The organism is Pseudomonas sp. CHM02 (assembly GCF_000612585.1).
In the GTDB taxonomy this organism is placed as follows: Bacteria; Pseudomonadota; Gammaproteobacteria; order Pseudomonadales; family Pseudomonadaceae; genus Aquipseudomonas.
Window position 1 is genome coordinate 100,604 of the sequence record NZ_JFCA01000009.1, and the last position, 15,939, is coordinate 116,542.

The following is a 15,939-nucleotide window of genomic DNA, read 5'->3' on the forward strand; positions in this document are numbered from 1 at the left end:
GGGCGCATTAAGAAAAGCGCCTTTACCGGCTATTTACCTTGGGCTTACAACTTTTAACTTCTGATCTTAGTCTGCCCGCTATTTCGCTAAGCAGTTGAGGCACAAATAAAAACGGCCTGGACTAGGCCAGGCCGCAATCATGCATCACGCGTGTTACTGCCAAACGACAGTAATGCGCCGAAACAGTTACTTCAAAACAGCCAGGGCTGCTTCGTAGTTCGGTTCCTGGCCGATTTCCGGAACCAGTTCGCTGTGCAGCACGTTGTCGTTCTCGTCCAGGACGACAACGGCGCGGGCGGTCAGGCCTTTCAGCGGGCCTTCAGCGATTGCCACACCGTAGTCGACGGCAAAGGCCGCGCTGCGGAAGTCAGACAGGTTCTTCACGTTTTCCAGGCCTTCGGCGCCGCAGAAACGGGCCTGGGCGAACGGCAGGTCGGTGGAGATGCACAGTACGACGGCGTTGTTCAGGTCGTTGGCCTGGGCGTTGAACTTGCGTACCGAGGTGGCGCAAGTCGGGGTGTCGACGCTTGGGAAGATATTCAGCACTTTGCGCTTGCCGGCGAAGGTCGCCAGGGTTGCGTCCGACAGGTCGCCGGCGGTCAGGGTGAACTCAGGGGCTTGGGTGCCGACTTGCGGCAGCTCGCCTTCAACCTGGATGGGGTTGCCACGGTGGGTGACTTGAGCCATGAACGGAATCCTTATGCTGGGTTTGATAAAACGAATTCGAGAGGCGGAAGTTAACCACAAAGTGCGATGGCTACCTACCGCCAGGCATAAATTGTCATGTCGCCGGTTATGGTTTAATTGCGCGCCTTTCGCCCTGCCCTTCAAGGAACCTGTTGTTGATGAATCAGCCTGCCACCAAAGTCCTGGTCATTGGTTATGTCTGGCCGGAGCCCCGCTCCTCGGCCGCAGGCGGGCACATGATGCAAATCCTTGAGAGTTTTCTTACACAAGGTTGGGACATTACCTTCAGCAGCCCCGCGACCATCGGCGAACACAAGGCCGATTTGCCTGCGCTGGGCATCGCCGAATGCGCCATCGAGCTCAATAACAGCAGTTTCGATGATTTTATCCGCGCGCTGGCCCCGGATATCGTGCTGTTCGACCGATTCATGATGGAGGAACAGTTCGGCTGGCGCGTAGAGAAATGCTGCCCCGGCGCCCTGCGCGTACTGGAGACCTCCGACCTGCAAAGCCTGCGTGACGCACGTCACCAGCGCTTCAAGGACCACCTGAAGGCGCACCCCGACGGCGATGACTTCAGCGCCCTGTTTTCGCCTGCGTTGCAGGAGGAATTCCGCCTGATGGCCGAGACCGACCTGGCCAAGCGCGAAATCGCGGCGATTTACCGCTGCGACATCAGCCTGATGATCTCCGACGTGGAAATTCGCCTGCTCACCGAGCACTTCAAGGTGCCGCCCGCCCTGCTCCACTGGTGCCCGCTGATGCTGGAACCACCGACCGAGCCCTTCGCGCCGTTTGAAGACCGTGCGCACTTTCTCAGCATCGGCAACTTCCGCCACGCACCCAACTGGGACGCGGTGCTCTGGATGAAGAACAGCCTGTGGCCGCTGATCCGCCAACAGTTGCCGGGGGCGCAGTTGCACATCTATGGCGCCTACACCCCGCCCAAAGCCACCGCCTTGCATAACCCGGCGCAGGGTTTTCATGTGATGAACTGGGCCGAAGATGCCTTGCAGGTGATGACCGCCGCACGTATCTGCCTGGCGCCCCTGCGTTTCGGCGCCGGCATCAAGGGCAAGCTGGCAGATGCGATGCTTTGCGGCACACCGAACATCACCACGCCCATCGGCGCCGAGGCCATGGGTGATGAACAGCCGTGGCCTGGCATGATCGAACACAGCGCGCCGGCCCTGGCATCGGCTGCCGTGGCGCTCTACCAGGACTGCGAGCGCTGGACCCAGGCCCAGGAAGACGGGCGCCAACTGCTTGCCCGCCGCTATGCCCAGCACATTCATGGCCCGGCGCTGGTGGCGTGCCTGGAGCAGTGCCGCAGCCACCTCGCGGCCCATCGCCGGGACAACTTCACCGGCAGCATGCTGCGCCACCACGCGCATAAAAGTACGCAGTACATGTCCCAGTGGATCGAGGCGAAAAACCGCACCGCCTAGACAGCGGCGCTGGCGAGGTTGCGCGTGAGGGGGCATTATCCTACGCAGCAACCACAATAAAGCGACGGCAGCATGACCCGAGCAACGCGAATCACAGACCCTTCCTACGAGCTGATGGACGATCACAACGGTCTGTCCATCATCTATCGCCAACACGGCTTCCCCTGCCCGCTGGTGCGCTGGCACTTCCACAAGGAATACGAGCTGCACCTGATCGTCGCCAGCTCCGGCAAGGTGTTCATCGGCGACTATATCGGCAACTTCTACCCGGAAAGCCTGTTCCTCACCGGCCCCAACCTGCCTCACAACTGGATCAGCCAGGTGGAGGAAGACGAGGTGGTGCCCAAGCGCGACATGCTGGTGAACTTCACCGATGAGTTGTTCGAGCAAGGCAGCCACATCTTTGCCGAACTCAAGACCCTGGCGCCGTTGCTGGAGCGTGCGCAATACGGCATCGAGTTCCGCTGCAAAAAGACCATCGCGCAGGCCATGACGTTGATGCAGCGCATCGAGGACGCCCAGGGCATGGCGCGGCTGGGGCACTTTTTTATCCTGCTGGAAGTGTTGAGCGCGTGTGAGGATTACCAACTGCTGTCCGGCGTGACGACGCCGCAACTTGCCGATGAACACAGCATCGACCGCACCAACCGCGCGGTGGACTACATTTTTGCGCATTACGCGCGGGAGCTGTCGCTGGAAGAAGTGGCGGAGTACCTGGGCATGAAGCCGACGTACTTCTCCCGCGTGTTCAAGCAGGCCACCGGGCGGACGTTTATCGAATTCGTCAATCGCCTGCGCATCAGCAAATCCTGCGAACTGCTGGCCGATGGCGACAAGGCCGTGACGGATGTGTGCTTTGAGTCGGGGTTCAACAATATTTCCAACTTCAATCGGCGCTTCCAGCAGCTTAAAGGCATGACGCCTTCCCACTACCGGCGCCTGGCGGTGCAGCGGCTTACCGAGCAGAACCTGGCTTGAACGGTAGGAGCCGGCTTGCCGGCGCCTACAGGGGGCACATCGGGCGAATCGTTTCAGCCATCTGCAACACGAGTGCAAAAAAGTATCAGTCCAAGTGCGCCCAAGGATTTGTCATAACCCTATTTGAAGGCTGTAATCAACGCACACTCTTCCTGACCACCTGTGGGAAGACACAACAACAATAACTGTCCTTCTGTAGCCCCCCGGGCGCGGAAATGGAGTGCGCGATGAAGTTCACAGCAAAAGCACTGCTTGTCTCTACCTGCATGACCACCTGCATGACCCTCAGCGCCGTCAGCTTTGGCGCGCAGACCCTGACCATTGCCACCGTCAACAACAGCGACATGATCCGCATGCAAAAGCTCTCGAAAACCTTCGAGACCGAGCATCCGGAAATCAAGCTGAACTGGGTGGTACTCGAAGAAAACGTGCTGCGCCAGCGCCTCACCACCGACATCGCCACCCAGGGCGGGCAGTTCGATGTGTTGACCATCGGCATGTACGAAGCTGCACTGTGGGGTGCCAAGGGCTGGCTGGAGCCGATGAAGGACCTGCCGGCGTCCTACGACCTCGACGATGTATTCCCTTCCGTGCGTGACGGTTTGTCCGTCAAGGGTTCGCTGTACGCCCTGCCGTTCTACGCCGAAAGCTCGATCACCTATTACCGCACCGACCTGTTCAAGGACGCCGGGCTGACCATGCCCGAGCATCCGACCTGGAGCCAGATCGGCGAATTCGCGGCCAAACTCACCGACAAGACCAAAGAGCAGTACGGCCTGTGCCTGCGCGGCAAAGCCGGTTGGGGCGAGAACATGGCGCTGATCACCACCCTGGCCAACGGCTACGGTGCGCGTTGGTTCGACGAGAAGTGGCAACCTGAATTCAACGGCCCCGAATGGAAGGACGCGCTGAACTTCTACGTCGACAACATGAAGAAGTCCGGCCCACCGGGCGCCTCCAGCAACGGTTTCAACGAAAACCTGGCGCTGTTCAACAGCGGCAAGTGCGCTATCTGGGTAGATGCCAGCGTCGCCGGCTCGTTCGTCACCGACAAGACCCAGAGCAAAGTGGCTGACCATGTCGGCTTTACCTTTGCCCCCCACGAGAAGACCGACAAAGGGACGTCGTGGCTGTACTCCTGGAGCCTGGCCATTCCAACCAGCTCCAAGGCCAAGGATGCCGCCAAGGTGTTCACCAGTTGGGCAACCTCCAAGGAATATGGCGAGCTGGTGGCCAAGACCGACGGCATTGCCAACGTACCGCCAGGCACGCGCAAATCCACTTACAGCGACGACTACATGAAGGCGGCACCGTTCGCCAAAGTGACCCTCGAATCGCTGAAAGTCGCGGACCCGACCAAACCGACGCTCAAGCCGGTGCCGTATATCGGCATCCAGTTGGTGACCATTCCTGAATTCCAGGCCATTGGTACCCAGGTCGGCAAGTTCTTCTCGGGCGCGCTGACCGGCCAGCAGACGGTGGATGCTGCATTGACCGCCGCACAGACCACCACCGAGCGTGAAATGAAGCGGGCGGGTTATCCCAAGTAACCCAGCCTTACCGCGATAAATGTGGGAACCCGGCTTTTGTAGGAGCTGGCTTGCCAGCGATGCAGACAACTCGGTCCAGCAGTTGCACCGAAGTGATGCCATCGCCGGCAAGCCGGCTCCTACAGAGGTCGCGCTCCGACGCAGATTCTGTATGCATCTGACTGGTTCTGATCACCATGAATACACCCGCCAAAAACCGCCTGGCCAACCCCGGCTGGTTCCTCGTCAGCCCCTCGGTGGCCTTGCTGCTGCTGTGGATGATCGTGCCGCTGGGCATGACCCTGTACTTCTCGCTGATCCGCTACAACCTGCTCTACCCGGGTGAAAACCAATTCGTGGGGCTGGAGAACTTCACGTATTTCGTCACCGACTCGGGCTTCCTGCCCGGCGCCACCAATACTCTGTTGCTGGTGGGCAGCGTGCTGCTGATCAGCGTGGTCTTCGGTGTGTTGATCAGCGCCCTGCTCGAAGCCAGTGAGTTCTTCGGTCGCGGCGTGGTGCGGGTGTTGTTGATCTCGCCGTTCTTCATCATGCCCACCGTCGGGGCACTGATCTGGAAGAACCTGATTTTCCATCCGGTCTCGGGGATCCTCGCCGCCGTGTGGAAGCTGTTCGGCGCCGAGCCGGTGGACTGGCTGGCGCACTACCCGTTGCTGTCGATCATCATCATTGTGTCCTGGCAATGGCTGCCGTTTGCGATCCTGCTGTTGATGACCGCCATGCAGTCCCTCGACCAGGAACAAAAGGAAGCCGCACGCCTGGACGGTGCCGGTGCCATCGCGATCTTCTGGCACTTGACCCTGCCCCACCTGGCCCGTCCGATTGCCGTGGTGGTGATGATCGAGACGATCTTCCTGCTCTCGGTGTTCGCCGAAATCTTCACCACCACCAACGGTGGCCCGGGCTACGCCTCGACCAACCTCGCCTACCTGATCTACAACCAGGCGCTGGTGCAGTTCGACGTGGGGATGGCCTCGGCCGGCGGCTTGATTGCCGTGGTCATCGCCAATATCGCGGCGATCATCCTGGTGCGGATGATCGGCAAAAACCTGACTGACAAGCCTTGAGGGCCGCGCCATGACGCTTCAACAATCCCGCCGCCTGCAAAGCCTGTTGCTCGGCACATTGGCCTGGGCCATCGCGATCCTGATTTTCTTCCCGATCTTCTGGATGGTGCTGACCAGCTTCAAGACCGAAATCGACGCGTTCGCCACGCCGCCGCAGTTCATCTTCACGCCGACGCTGGAGAACTACCTGCACATCAACGAACGCAGCAACTACTTCAGTTATGCGTGGAACTCGGTGCTGATTTCGTTCAGCGCCACCGCCCTGTGCCTGCTGATCTCGGTGCCAGCCGCCTACTCCATGGCGTTCTACGAAACCCAGCGCACCAAGGGCACACTGCTGTGGATGCTGTCCACCAAGATGCTGCCACCGGTGGGCGTGCTGATGCCGATCTACCTGCTGGCCAAGAGCTTTGGCCTGCTGGATACGCGCATCGCGCTGATCATCATCTACACCCTGATCAACCTGCCGATTGTGGTCTGGATGGTTTACACCTACTTCAAGGACATCCCCAAGGACATCCTCGAAGCCGCCCGCCTGGATGGCGCCACTCTGTGGCAGGAGATGGTCCGGGTGCTGCTGCCGATTGCCAAGGGCGGCCTGGCCTCCACGGTGTTGCTGTCGCTGATCCTGTGCTGGAACGAGGCGTTCTGGTCGCTGAACCTGACCTCGTCCGCCGCTGCGCCGTTGACCGCGTTGATCGCCTCCTATTCCAGCCCCGAAGGGTTGTTCTGGGCCAAATTGTCTGCCGTGTCGACCCTGGCCTGCGCGCCGATCCTGATCTTTGGCTGGATCAGCCAGAAACAGCTGGTGCGCGGTTTGTCCTTCGGCGCCGTGAAATAACGGCCTTTTAATAAAAAATTCAACGCGGAGGCCCATCCCATGGCCAACCTGAAAATCAAGAATCTGCAAAAAGGCTTCGAAGGCTTCTCGATCATCAAAGGCATCGACCTGGAAGTGAATGACAAGGAATTCGTGGTGTTCGTCGGCCCGTCGGGCTGCGGTAAATCCACCCTGCTGCGCCTGATCGCCGGCCTGGAAGAGGTCACCGAGGGCACCATCGAACTCGACGGCCGCGACATCACCGAAGTGACTCCGGCCAAGCGTGACCTGGCGATGGTGTTCCAGACCTACGCGCTGTACCCGCACATGAGCGTGCGCAAGAACATGTCGTTTGCCCTGGACCTCGCCGGTGTCGACAAGAAGCTGGTAGAAAGCAAGGTCAGCGAAGCGGCGCGCATCCTCGAGCTGGGCCCGTTGCTGGAGCGCAAGCCCAAGCAGCTGTCCGGTGGCCAGCGCCAGCGTGTGGCCATCGGCCGTGCGATTGTGCGCAACCCGAAGATCTTCCTGTTCGACGAACCGCTGTCCAACCTCGACGCCGCCCTGCGCGTGCAGATGCGCCTGGAACTGGCGCGCCTGCATAAAGAGCTGCAAGCCACCATGATCTACGTGACCCACGACCAGGTCGAAGCCATGACCCTGGCCGACAAAGTCGTGGTGCTCAACAGCGGCCGTATCGAACAGGTCGGCTCGCCGCTGGAGCTGTATCACCAGCCGGCCAACCTGTTTGTGGCGGGCTTCCTGGGTACGCCGAAGATGGGCTTCCTCAAGGGCAAGGTCACCCGTGTCGAGAGCCAGGGCTGCGAAGTGCAACTGGACGCCGGCACCACCATCAGCCTGCCCTTGAGCGGCGCCACCCTGAGCGTCGGCAGCGCGGTCACGCTTGGCATTCGCCCGGAACACCTGGAAATCGCCGCCCCCGGCCAGACCACCCTGACCGTCACCGCCGACGTCGGCGAGCGCTTGGGCAGCGACACCTTCTGCCACGTCGTGACCGCCAACGGCGAGCCGTTGACCATGCGGATCCGCGGCGACATGGCCAGCCAGTACGGCGAGACGCTGCACCTGCACCTGGACCCGGCGCACTGCCATCTGTTCGACACCGACGGTGTAGCCGTGGCCCGCCCACTGCGCGCCGCCGCCTGATTTCGCGAGAGTTGTGATGAAACTGAATAAACAGAACCTCACCCAGTTGGCACCGGAAGTGAAACTGCCGGCCTACGCCATTGCCAGCACCACGCAGGGCATCGCCCATATCGGCGTCGGCGGTTTCCATCGCGCGCACCAGGCGTATTACACCGATGCCTTGATGAATACCGGCGAAGGCCTGGACTGGAGCATCTGCGGCGTCGGCCTGCGGGCGGAGGACCGCAAGGCCCGCGACGACCTGGCCGGCCAAGACTACCTGTTCACCCTGTATGAGCTGGGCGACACCGACGACACCGAAGTGCGCGTGATCGGCTCGATCAGTGACATGTTGCTGGCCGAAGACGGCGCCCAGGCGCTGATCGACAAATTGGCCAGCCCGGCGATTCGTATCGTCTCGCTGACCATCACCGAAGGCGGCTACTGCATCGACGACAGCAACGGCGAGTTCATGGCCCACCTGCCGCAGATCCAGCACGACCTGGCACACCCAAGCGCACCGAAAACCGTGTTCGGCTTTATCTGCGCCGCGCTGACCAAGCGCCGCGCTGCTGGCACGCCCGCATTTACCGTGATGTCCTGCGATAACCTGCCGCACAACGGCGCCGTGACGCGCAAGGCCCTGCTCGCCTTCGCCGCCCTGCACAATGCCGAGCTGCATGACTGGATCAAGGCCAGCGTGAGCTTCCCGAATGCCATGGTCGACCGCATCACACCCATGACCAGCACCGCCCACCGCCTGCAACTGCACGACGATCACGGCATCGACGACGCCTGGCCGGTGGTCTGCGAACCGTTTGTGCAGTGGGTGCTGGAAGACAAATTCGTCAACGGTCGCCCGGCCTGGGAAAAGGTCGGCGTGCAGTTCACCGATGACGTCACGCCTTATGAAGAAATGAAGATCGGCCTGCTCAATGGCAGCCACCTGGCGCTGACCTACCTGGGGTTTCTCAAGGGTTATCGGTTTGTGCACGAGACCATGAATGACCCGGTGTTCGTGGCCTACATGCGCGCCTACATGGACCTGGACGTCACGCCGAACCTGGCCCCCGTGCCGGGCATCGACCTGACCGAGTACAAGCAGACGCTGGTGGACCGCTTCTCCAACCAGGCGATTGCCGACCAGCTGGAGCGGGTGTGCTCGGATGGCTCGTCGAAGTTTCCCAAGTTCACCGTGCCCACCATCAATCGCCTGACTGCCGATGGGCGCGAGACTGAGCGCGCGGCGCTGGTCGTGGCGGCCTGGGCGCTGTACCTCAAGGGTGTGGACGAAAATGGCGTGAGCTACAAGATCCCCGACCCGCGTGCGGAGTTTTGCCAGGGGCTGGTGAGTGATGAGGCATTGATCAGCCAACGCCTGCTGGGAGTGGAAGAGATTTTTGGGACGGCTATTCCCAACTCGCCTGAGTTTGTGGCAGCGTTCGAGCGGTGCTATGTGAGTCTGCGCGACAAGGGCGTCACAAAAACCCTGCAAGATATCCTGAAGAAACCAGCTTGACCATGTGGGAGCTGGCTTGCCTGCGATAGCGGTCGATCAGGCAGCCATGAGGTGACTGACAGACTGCCATCGCAGGCAAGCCAGCTCCCACAATGACCGCATTTCAATCCAACAATAATGCTGAGCAAACCCTCATGACCCAGCAAAACCTGTTTCTCGGCATCGACTGCGGCACCCAAGGCACCAAGGCCATCGTCCTTGACGCGTCCAGCGGCAAGGTTCTCGGCCTTGGCTCTGCCGCGCACACCCTGATCAGCGGCGCCAACGGCCGCCGCGAACAGCATACCCAGGAATGGCTGGATGCCTTTACCGAAGCCACCCACCGCGCCCTGCAACAAGCCGGCGTGGATGGCCAGGACATCCTTGGCATCGGTGTGTCCGGCCAACAGCACGGCCTGGTGTTGCTCGATGACCAGGGCCAGGTGCTGCGCCCGGCCAAGCTGTGGTGCGACACCGAAACCGCGCCGGAGAACGACCGCCTGCTGGCGTACCTGGGCGGCGAGAATGGCTCGCTGGAGCGCCTGGGCGTCGCCATTGCGCCCGGCTACACCGTGTCCAAATTACTCTGGACCCGCGAGCAGCACCCGGACATCTTCGCGCGCATCGCGCATATCCTGCTGCCCCACGACTACCTGAACTACTGGCTCACCGGTCGCGCCGTCGCCGAGTATGGCGATGCGTCCGGCACTGGCTACTTCAACGTGCGCAGCCGTGAGTGGGATGTGGCACTGCTCGAGCACATCGACCCCAGCGGTTGCCTGGAACGGGCCTTGCCGCCATTGATCGAGGCCGATCAGGCAGTCGGCACGATCCTGCCCGCCATCGCCGAACGCCTGGGTATCAACCCCAATGCCATCGTCTCCAGCGGCGGCGGCGACAACATGATGGGCGCTATCGGCACCGGCAACATTGCACCCGGCGTGATCACCATGAGCCTGGGCTCGTCGGGCACCGTGTATGCGTTTGCCGACCAGCCTAACGTCAGCCCGCAGGCCTCGGTCGCAACCTTCTGCTCGTCCAGCGGCGGCTGGCTGCCATTGATCTGCACCATGAACCTGACCAACGCCACCGGCGTGATCCGTGAGCTGTTCGACCTCGACCTGGCCGCATTCAACGCCCTGGTCGAACAGGCCTCTATCGGGGCCGACGGCGTGAGCATGCTGCCGTTCCTCAACGGCGAGCGCGTGCCCGCCCTGCCCCACGCCACCGGCAGCCTGCACGGCCTGACCATGACCAACCTGACCCGCGCCAACCTGTGTCGCGCGGTGGTCGAGGGCACCACCTTCGGCCTGCGCTACGGCCTCGACCTGCTACGCCAGACCGGCCTGCAGAGCCAGAGCATCCGCCTGATCGGCGGCGGTTCGAAAAGCCCGGTCTGGCGGCAGATGGTTGCCGATATCATGAACACCGAAGTGATCTGCACCGAACAAAGCGAAGCCGCGGCCCTGGGCGCGGCGATCCAGGCGGCCTGGAGCCAGTCCAGCGAACCCCTGGCCAGCCTGTGCGACAAATGCGTGAGCGTCGACCTGGCCAGCCGTACGCTGCCGGTGGCGGCCAGCGTCAGCGCCTATCAACAGGCTTACGAGCGCTATCAACAGCACGTGGCAACCCTTTAAGAGCGAACGACTATGTATCTGGTGTGTGGTGAAGCGCTGTTTGATTTTTTCAGCGAGGAAGATGCCAGCGGGCAGGCTTCCAAGGTCAACTACAAGGCGATTGCCGGCGGTTCGCCGTTCAACGTCGCGGTGGGGTTGCGTCGCCTGGGCATCGAGGCCGGGTTGTTCGGTGGGCTGTCCACCGACTTCCTCGGTCGCCGCTTGTTGCAGGTGCTCAAGGATGAAGGGGTGAGCGAGCAGTTCCTGGTGGAATTCGCTGCGCCGACCACCCTGGCGATGGTCGCCGTGGGTGCCGATGGCTCACCGCAGTACAACTTTCGCGGCGAAGGCTGCGCCGACCGCCTGCTGGAAGTCGCCCACCTGCCCGCGCTGGGGGCTGACATTCGCGGCCTGCATATCGGCTCGTTTTCCCTGGTGGTGCAGCCGATCGGCGACACCCTGCTGAGCCTGGTCAAGCGCGAAAGCGGCAAACGCCTGATCAGCCTCGACCCCAACGTGCGCCTCAACCCACAGCCGGATATCCAGCTGTGGCGCGACCGCGTGGCGGAGCTGGTCAAGCATGCCGACCTGATCAAGGTCAGCGACGAGGACCTGCACCTGCTCTACCCCGATCAGTCCCCGGAAAGCGTACTGCAGGGCTGGCTGCGACACCGTTGCCAACTGGTCTTCCTGACCCGTGGCGGCGACGGTGCCAGTGTGTTCAGCCGCCAGCATGGCCACTGGTCTGCGCCGGCGGTCAAGGTGGTGATGGCCGATACGGTGGGGGCCGGCGATACCTTCCAGGCCGCGTTGATTGCCTGGCTGACCGAGCAGCGACTGGATTCAGTCGAAGGCCTGCAACAGCTCACGCGTGCGCAGATCGACGCCATGCTGGGCTTCGCCATTCGCGCCGCCGCATTGACCTGCGGCAAGACCGGACCGGACTTGCCGTATCGCCAGCAGCTTGGATGAAGGTTTTGTCAGCCAGGAAAAAATTAATCGATGGTTAATCCCGCAAGCCGAGAGTGAAGTTGTACTCACTTTTTGCGGAGAACCACCATGAAACTGCGCACATTGATGCTCGGTGCCACCCTTGCACTGGCGGCTGCGTCTGGCCTGGCACAGGCCGACGATCAAACAGCCGCTGTCAAACCCGTGCCTTACCACTATGGCCTGCCGATGAACATCGACAAGGTCCTGGCCATGAACGAAACCCAGACCGACGAATGCAAAGTCATCAAGGCGGACATCAAGTTTCTGGACAAGGCGGGCAAAGTGGAAGACGTGAGCTATCGGAAAATGTCCGAAGCCTGCGACTTCCAGAATTGAACGCGCCCACTAATATACGCGCCCTCCCGCTCGTTGCAGGGCGGGTGCATGGGTGTGCTTGAGGTCTTCGCGCAACCCGGTGATCAGGTTGCAAATGGCTCGACTGCTGTCGAGTTTGTCCGCGTTGATACCTTTGACTTCCAAATCCACCCGGTCGCGGTCACGGTCGTCGTAGACCTTGATCGTCAGCGAAGCATCTTCGGCTTTGGTGCATTCGCACCGTTTGGGCAGGAAACTTCCTTCAATAATGCTGCGAAGTTCTAATTCCGAAAGCATGGTCAACCTCTCCTTTTCTGAGACTGCCAACAGATTGTGATGACTCTGGCGGACGCTTGCCCGCCACGTCTTGCCGACCCTGGAAGACGTTTGTAACACCCAAGCCTACTCGGCAAAATCAGTGCTCGTTGTAACCTTTCCTCATAAGCACTGCGCTTGGATATATAGGTTAAACAGCGTCCATGGGATCGTCGTCGAACCGCTGCGATTAAACGTTTAACCCTGGACTTCAGGTCATACGACGCCTTGCGCAGCAACCCTTTCGGCAACATATCGCAAACTATCGAAGTTGATGTTCGCCCCGGAATTGATCGCCACCAGCGTCTGCCCGCGCAGGTTGCGAGTGGCAACGTATTGCCGAATGCCCGCCACCGCCAACGCCCCGGAAGGCTCGGTGATGGAGCGTGTGTCGTCGTAGATCAGCTTGATCGCGCTGCACAACGCGTCATTGCTGACGGTGATGACTTCATCCACCCAGTCCCGGCAGATCTCGAACCCGTAGGCGCCCACCTGCGCCACCGCTGTGCCATCGGCAAATCCGTCAACGCTGGGCAGCACCACGCGTTCACCGGCACGCAGCGCCGCCAGCAGGCAACTGGAGCCTTCGGGTTCGACGCCGATGATGCGCACCTCGGGCCGCAGGTATTTGACGTAGGCGGCGATGCCGGCGATCAGGCCACCACCGCCCACGGGCACGAAAATCGCGTCCAACGCACCCTGTTGTTGACGCAGGATCTCCATGGCCACGGTGCCTTGGCCGGCGATCACCTCCGGGTCGTCGAAGGGCGACACGAAGGTGCACCCGGATGACTCGGCCAACTGCAGCGCGTAGGCCAGGGCGAAGGGAAAGCTCGCGCCGTGCAGTACGGCTTCTGCGCCGCGTGAACGTACGCCCAGCACCTTGAGTTCCGGCGTGCTGTCGGGCATCACGATGCGCGCCTTGATCCCCAGCTCCCGCGCCGCCAGGGCCACACCCTGGGCATGGTTACCCGCCGACGCGGTGACCACGCCACGGGCTTTCTGCTCAGGCGTGAGCTGCACCAGCTTGTTGTAGGCGCCGCGGATCTTGAAGGAGAACGTCGGCTGCAGGTCTTCGCGCTTGAGCAACACCTGGTTGCCCAGCAATGCCGACAAGGCCGGGGCCGCCTGCAAGGGCGTGCGCACCGCCAGGTCGTAGACCGGGGCGGCGAGAATCTTCTTCACGTAATGTTCGAGCAGTCCCGGGTCGGCAGTATGAGGCGCGGTGCAGGTACTCATGGGTGTCTCCTGGCTTTTTGTCAGAGACCCTGGAGACGGAAAGACAAAACCCGCCTCTAGGGCGGGTTTGGGTACAGCCGTGCGCTATCCCGCCAAATGAGGAATGGCGGTAATAATGCTTGGCTGGCTGCGAAAGGCTTGAAATGTCATGTGACGAAACTAACCGGCGGCCTGCGGGCAAGTCAATGGCCAGGCGCCATTTGGCGGCTGGGGGTTTACGCGAGATATACGTAACGTATACGCTTTGTATATTCCTACTGCACAGTGAACACCATGGGCATCGTCAAGATCACCGACCAACTGCACGAACAATTGCGCCTGGCCAGCGCCGCGATGGACCGCTCCATCAACGCCCAGGCCGAGTTCTGGATCAAGATCGGCCTGCTCGCCGAACTCAATCCCAACCTGCCCTACAACGAGCTGATCAACAAACTGCTGCTGGACAAGCCCGACCTGATCCGGGGACGCAGTTGATGATCAAGACTGCCGCTCAACTGGCCGTGATGCGTGAATCCGGGCGCCTGCTCGCCCAGGTCTTCACCATGCTCGACGGTTTTGTCGCCGCCGGCCGCTCCACCCTGGAGCTGGACGCTGCCGTGGAAGCCTTCATCCGCAATGACCTCAAGGCCCGCCCCGCCAGCCTGGGCCAGTACGACTACCCCTTCTCCATCAATACCTCGATCAACGAGGTGGTGTGCCATGGCATGCCCAGCGCCAAGGAAATCCTCAAGGACGGCGACATCATCAACATCGACATTACGCTGGAAAAAGGCGGCTTTATCGCCGACTCCAGCAAGATGTACATGATCGGTACCGTCGCGCCCAAGGCCCGGCGTTTGGTACAGATGACCTTCGAAGCGATGTGGGCTGGCATCCGCCAGGTCAAGCCCGGCGCGCGCCTGGGCGATATTGGCCATGCGATCCAGAGCCATGCACAGGCCAACGGCTACAGCGTGGTGCGCGAGTATTGCGGCCACGGCATCGGCCGGCAGATGCATGAAGAACCGCAGGTCCTGCACTTCGGACGCCCCGGCACCGGGCTGGAACTGCGTGAAGGCATGGTGTTTACCGTGGAGCCGATGCTCAACCAGGGCAGCTCGAAAGTGCGCAGCCTCAAGGATGGGTGGACGGTGGTGACCAAGGACAACAGTCTGTCGGCGCAGTGGGAGCATACGGTGGCGGTGACGGCGGATGGGTTTGAGGTCTTGACCTTGCAACCCGGCGCCTGAACGACACAACCCCTTTAGGAACCGACTTGCCGGCGATGGCATCGCCTGAAACACCGCGTTGCCTGCATCGCCGGCAAGCCGGCTCCTACAAGGACCAACGTTCACACCACATTGGCGCCGCCCGCTATCCGCTTCAGCCCCAACACCATCAACCCCGCCCCAAGCCCCATCGCCAGCAGGAACAAGGGATACGATACCCACCACGGCGTCCCCGCCGTCATCATGCTGAACTCCGACATGCCACCAATGCTCGCAATCAGGTTCAACGGCAGGAACACCACGTTGATCAGCGTCAGCTTGCGCAGCAGGTTGTTCATGCTGTTGTTCATCAGGTTGCCGCGTGCATCGATCAACCCGGAAAACACGTTGGAATAGATCTCGGCCTGCTTGTAGCACTGGTGGTTCTCGATGATCAGGTCGTCGATCAGGCCAAGCGTCTCTGCGCTGAAATGCTCCTTCTCGGCATGGTTGCGCAACCGCGACAGCACCGCGCCGTTGCTGTGCAACGCGTTGATGTAATAGATCAGGCTTTCGCTGAGGCTGAACATCTGCATCAGGTGATGGTTGCTCATGGACGCGTTGAACTGCTGCTGCAACTCCCGTGCGACCAACTTGATCACCTTGAGATGGCCCAGGTAGTGGTGGATGTTGTTGAGCAGCAGGTCGAGCAGCACGTCCAGCGGCGTGTGCAGCGGGCGGCGCTGGCCCAGGCCGGTCAGCGGGGTTTCGTCGGTGGCGATCACCAGCAGGCGGCTCGGTGAAAACAGCAGGCCGCAGGACGACACCTCGAACACCAGGTTGCCGCCGCCGGAGTAGTTCTCCGGACGTTTCCAGATCAGGAACAGATTGTCGGGGTGAAACTCGATACGCGAGACTTCGTCAGGGTCCAGCGCCGAAGCCAGGGCGTGTTCGTCCAGCTTGTGGTGGTCACGCAGCCACGCGCGTTCGGCCAGGTCAGGGTTGTTGAACAACAGGATCGGGGCATCGTCATGTTCCCCGACGTGCAGCTTGCCATCGGCCAGTTCGAAGCGCTGGATCATC

The 15,939-nt window shown here is 61.3% G+C and carries 16 protein-coding genes; 12 read left to right on the plus strand and 4 right to left on the minus strand.

Translation table 11 applies throughout. From position 1 onward, the window contains the following. Positions 1-186: 186 nt before the first annotated feature. Positions 187-687, minus strand: coding sequence for a thiol peroxidase (tpx, locus tag BM70_RS0106645; protein ID WP_025855274.1), 501 nt, complete (start codon positions 685-687; stop codon positions 187-189). Between the two features lie 158 nt (positions 688-845). Between tpx and BM70_RS0106650 the strand changes: the two genes are divergently transcribed. From BM70_RS0106650 to BM70_RS0106695, 10 genes are all read left to right on the plus strand, one after another. Further along, the gene (locus BM70_RS0106650; RefSeq protein ID WP_025855275.1) at positions 846-2,135 is read left to right on the plus strand and encodes a glycosyltransferase; all 1,290 of its coding nucleotides are present in this window, start codon (positions 846-848) and stop codon (positions 2,133-2,135) included. Positions 2,136-2,207: 72 nt separating this feature from the next. Then, a complete protein-coding gene (locus BM70_RS0106655) occupies positions 2,208-3,113 on the plus strand; it encodes an AraC family transcriptional regulator (protein WP_025855276.1) in 906 nt (301 codons plus the stop codon). 266 nt (positions 3,114-3,379) lie between these two features. After that, a complete protein-coding gene (locus BM70_RS0106660; protein ID WP_371262114.1) occupies positions 3,380-4,663 on the plus strand; it encodes a sugar ABC transporter substrate-binding protein in 1,284 nt (427 codons plus the stop codon). 176 nt (positions 4,664-4,839) lie between these two features. Beyond that, the gene (locus tag BM70_RS0106665; RefSeq protein ID WP_025855278.1) at positions 4,840-5,730 is read left to right on the plus strand and encodes a carbohydrate ABC transporter permease; all 891 of its coding nucleotides are present in this window, start codon (positions 4,840-4,842) and stop codon (positions 5,728-5,730) included. Between the two features lie 10 nt (positions 5,731-5,740). Then, positions 5,741-6,571, plus strand: coding sequence for a carbohydrate ABC transporter permease (locus tag BM70_RS0106670; RefSeq protein WP_003173672.1), 831 nt, complete (start codon positions 5,741-5,743; stop codon positions 6,569-6,571). A 39-nt stretch (positions 6,572-6,610) separates the two neighbouring features. Continuing rightward, positions 6,611-7,714, plus strand: coding sequence for an ABC transporter ATP-binding protein (locus tag BM70_RS0106675; RefSeq protein WP_025855279.1), 1,104 nt, complete (start codon positions 6,611-6,613; stop codon positions 7,712-7,714). Between the two features lie 16 nt (positions 7,715-7,730). Continuing rightward, a complete protein-coding gene (locus tag BM70_RS0106680; protein WP_025855280.1) occupies positions 7,731-9,212 on the plus strand; it encodes a mannitol dehydrogenase family protein in 1,482 nt (493 codons plus the stop codon). 134 nt (positions 9,213-9,346) lie between these two features. Continuing rightward, on the plus strand, positions 9,347-10,828 hold the full coding sequence (xylB, locus tag BM70_RS0106685; protein WP_025855281.1) for a xylulokinase: 1,482 nt from the start codon (positions 9,347-9,349) through the stop codon (positions 10,826-10,828). A 12-nt stretch (positions 10,829-10,840) separates the two neighbouring features. Then, positions 10,841-11,779 (plus strand): carbohydrate kinase, encoded by a 939-nt coding sequence (locus tag BM70_RS0106690; RefSeq protein WP_025855282.1) that lies wholly within the window; start codon positions 10,841-10,843, stop codon positions 11,777-11,779. An 87-nt stretch (positions 11,780-11,866) separates the two neighbouring features. Further along, on the plus strand, positions 11,867-12,136 hold the full coding sequence (locus BM70_RS0106695; protein ID WP_025855283.1) for a DUF2790 domain-containing protein: 270 nt from the start codon (positions 11,867-11,869) through the stop codon (positions 12,134-12,136). A gap of 9 nt (positions 12,137-12,145) precedes the next feature. On the opposite strand, the gene BM70_RS0106700 is transcribed toward BM70_RS0106695, so the two are convergent. Beyond that, positions 12,146-12,412, minus strand: coding sequence for a DUF1652 domain-containing protein (locus tag BM70_RS0106700; RefSeq protein WP_025855284.1), 267 nt, complete (start codon positions 12,410-12,412; stop codon positions 12,146-12,148). A gap of 234 nt (positions 12,413-12,646) precedes the next feature. Beyond that, positions 12,647-13,669 carry a threonine ammonia-lyase, biosynthetic gene (ilvA, locus tag BM70_RS0106705; protein ID WP_025855285.1) on the minus strand — a complete coding sequence of 341 codons (1,023 nt, stop codon included), beginning with the start codon at positions 13,667-13,669 and terminating at the stop codon, positions 12,647-12,649. Positions 13,670-13,942: 273 nt separating this feature from the next. Between ilvA and BM70_RS0106710 the strand changes: the two genes are divergently transcribed. Together BM70_RS0106710 and map are read left to right on the plus strand one after the other, a co-directional pair. Continuing rightward, positions 13,943-14,143, plus strand: coding sequence for a ParD-like family protein (locus tag BM70_RS0106710; protein WP_025855286.1), 201 nt, complete (start codon positions 13,943-13,945; stop codon positions 14,141-14,143). After that, positions 14,143-14,898 carry a type I methionyl aminopeptidase gene (gene map, locus BM70_RS0106715; RefSeq protein ID WP_025855287.1) on the plus strand — a complete coding sequence of 252 codons (756 nt, stop codon included), beginning with the start codon at positions 14,143-14,145 and terminating at the stop codon, positions 14,896-14,898. Before BM70_RS0106710 ends, map begins: the two co-directional genes overlap by 1 nt. 101 nt (positions 14,899-14,999) lie before the next feature. Here map and BM70_RS0106720 read toward each other — a convergent pair whose 3' ends face one another. Further along, positions 15,000-15,938 carry a magnesium transporter CorA family protein gene (locus BM70_RS0106720; protein ID WP_025855288.1) on the minus strand — a complete coding sequence of 313 codons (939 nt, stop codon included), beginning with the start codon at positions 15,936-15,938 and terminating at the stop codon, positions 15,000-15,002. Position 15,939 lies beyond the last annotated feature (1 nt).

Excerpts from the sequence above, each read along its gene's own strand:
- xylB (WP_025855281.1), top strand. The coding sequence starts at position 9,347 with ATGACCCAGCAAAACCTGTTTCTCGGCATCGACTGCGGCACCCAAGGC.
- map (WP_025855287.1), top strand. The coding sequence starts at position 14,143 with ATGATCAAGACTGCCGCTCAACTGGCCGTGATGCGTGAATCCGGGCGC.
- BM70_RS0106695 (WP_025855283.1), top strand. The coding sequence starts at position 11,867 with ATGAAACTGCGCACATTGATGCTCGGTGCCACCCTTGCACTGGCGGCT.
- BM70_RS0106720 (WP_025855288.1), bottom strand. The coding sequence starts at position 15,938 with ATGATCCAGCGCTTCGAACTGGCCGATGGCAAGCTGCACGTCGGGGAA.
- tpx (WP_025855274.1), bottom strand. The coding sequence starts at position 687 with ATGGCTCAAGTCACCCACCGTGGCAACCCCATCCAGGTTGAAGGCGAG.
- BM70_RS0106670 (WP_003173672.1), top strand. The coding sequence starts at position 5,741 with ATGACGCTTCAACAATCCCGCCGCCTGCAAAGCCTGTTGCTCGGCACA.
- BM70_RS0106680 (WP_025855280.1), top strand. The coding sequence starts at position 7,731 with ATGAAACTGAATAAACAGAACCTCACCCAGTTGGCACCGGAAGTGAAA.
- BM70_RS0106665 (WP_025855278.1), top strand. The coding sequence starts at position 4,840 with ATGAATACACCCGCCAAAAACCGCCTGGCCAACCCCGGCTGGTTCCTC.
- BM70_RS0106700 (WP_025855284.1), bottom strand. The coding sequence starts at position 12,412 with ATGCTTTCGGAATTAGAACTTCGCAGCATTATTGAAGGAAGTTTCCTG.
- BM70_RS0106690 (WP_025855282.1), top strand. The coding sequence starts at position 10,841 with ATGTATCTGGTGTGTGGTGAAGCGCTGTTTGATTTTTTCAGCGAGGAA.
- ilvA (WP_025855285.1), bottom strand. The coding sequence starts at position 13,669 with ATGAGTACCTGCACCGCGCCTCATACTGCCGACCCGGGACTGCTCGAA.
- BM70_RS0106710 (WP_025855286.1), top strand. The coding sequence starts at position 13,943 with ATGGGCATCGTCAAGATCACCGACCAACTGCACGAACAATTGCGCCTG.
- BM70_RS0106660 (WP_371262114.1), top strand. The coding sequence starts at position 3,380 with ATGACCACCTGCATGACCCTCAGCGCCGTCAGCTTTGGCGCGCAGACC.
- BM70_RS0106655 (WP_025855276.1), top strand. The coding sequence starts at position 2,208 with ATGACCCGAGCAACGCGAATCACAGACCCTTCCTACGAGCTGATGGAC.
- BM70_RS0106650 (WP_025855275.1), top strand. The coding sequence starts at position 846 with ATGAATCAGCCTGCCACCAAAGTCCTGGTCATTGGTTATGTCTGGCCG.
- BM70_RS0106675 (WP_025855279.1), top strand. The coding sequence starts at position 6,611 with ATGGCCAACCTGAAAATCAAGAATCTGCAAAAAGGCTTCGAAGGCTTC.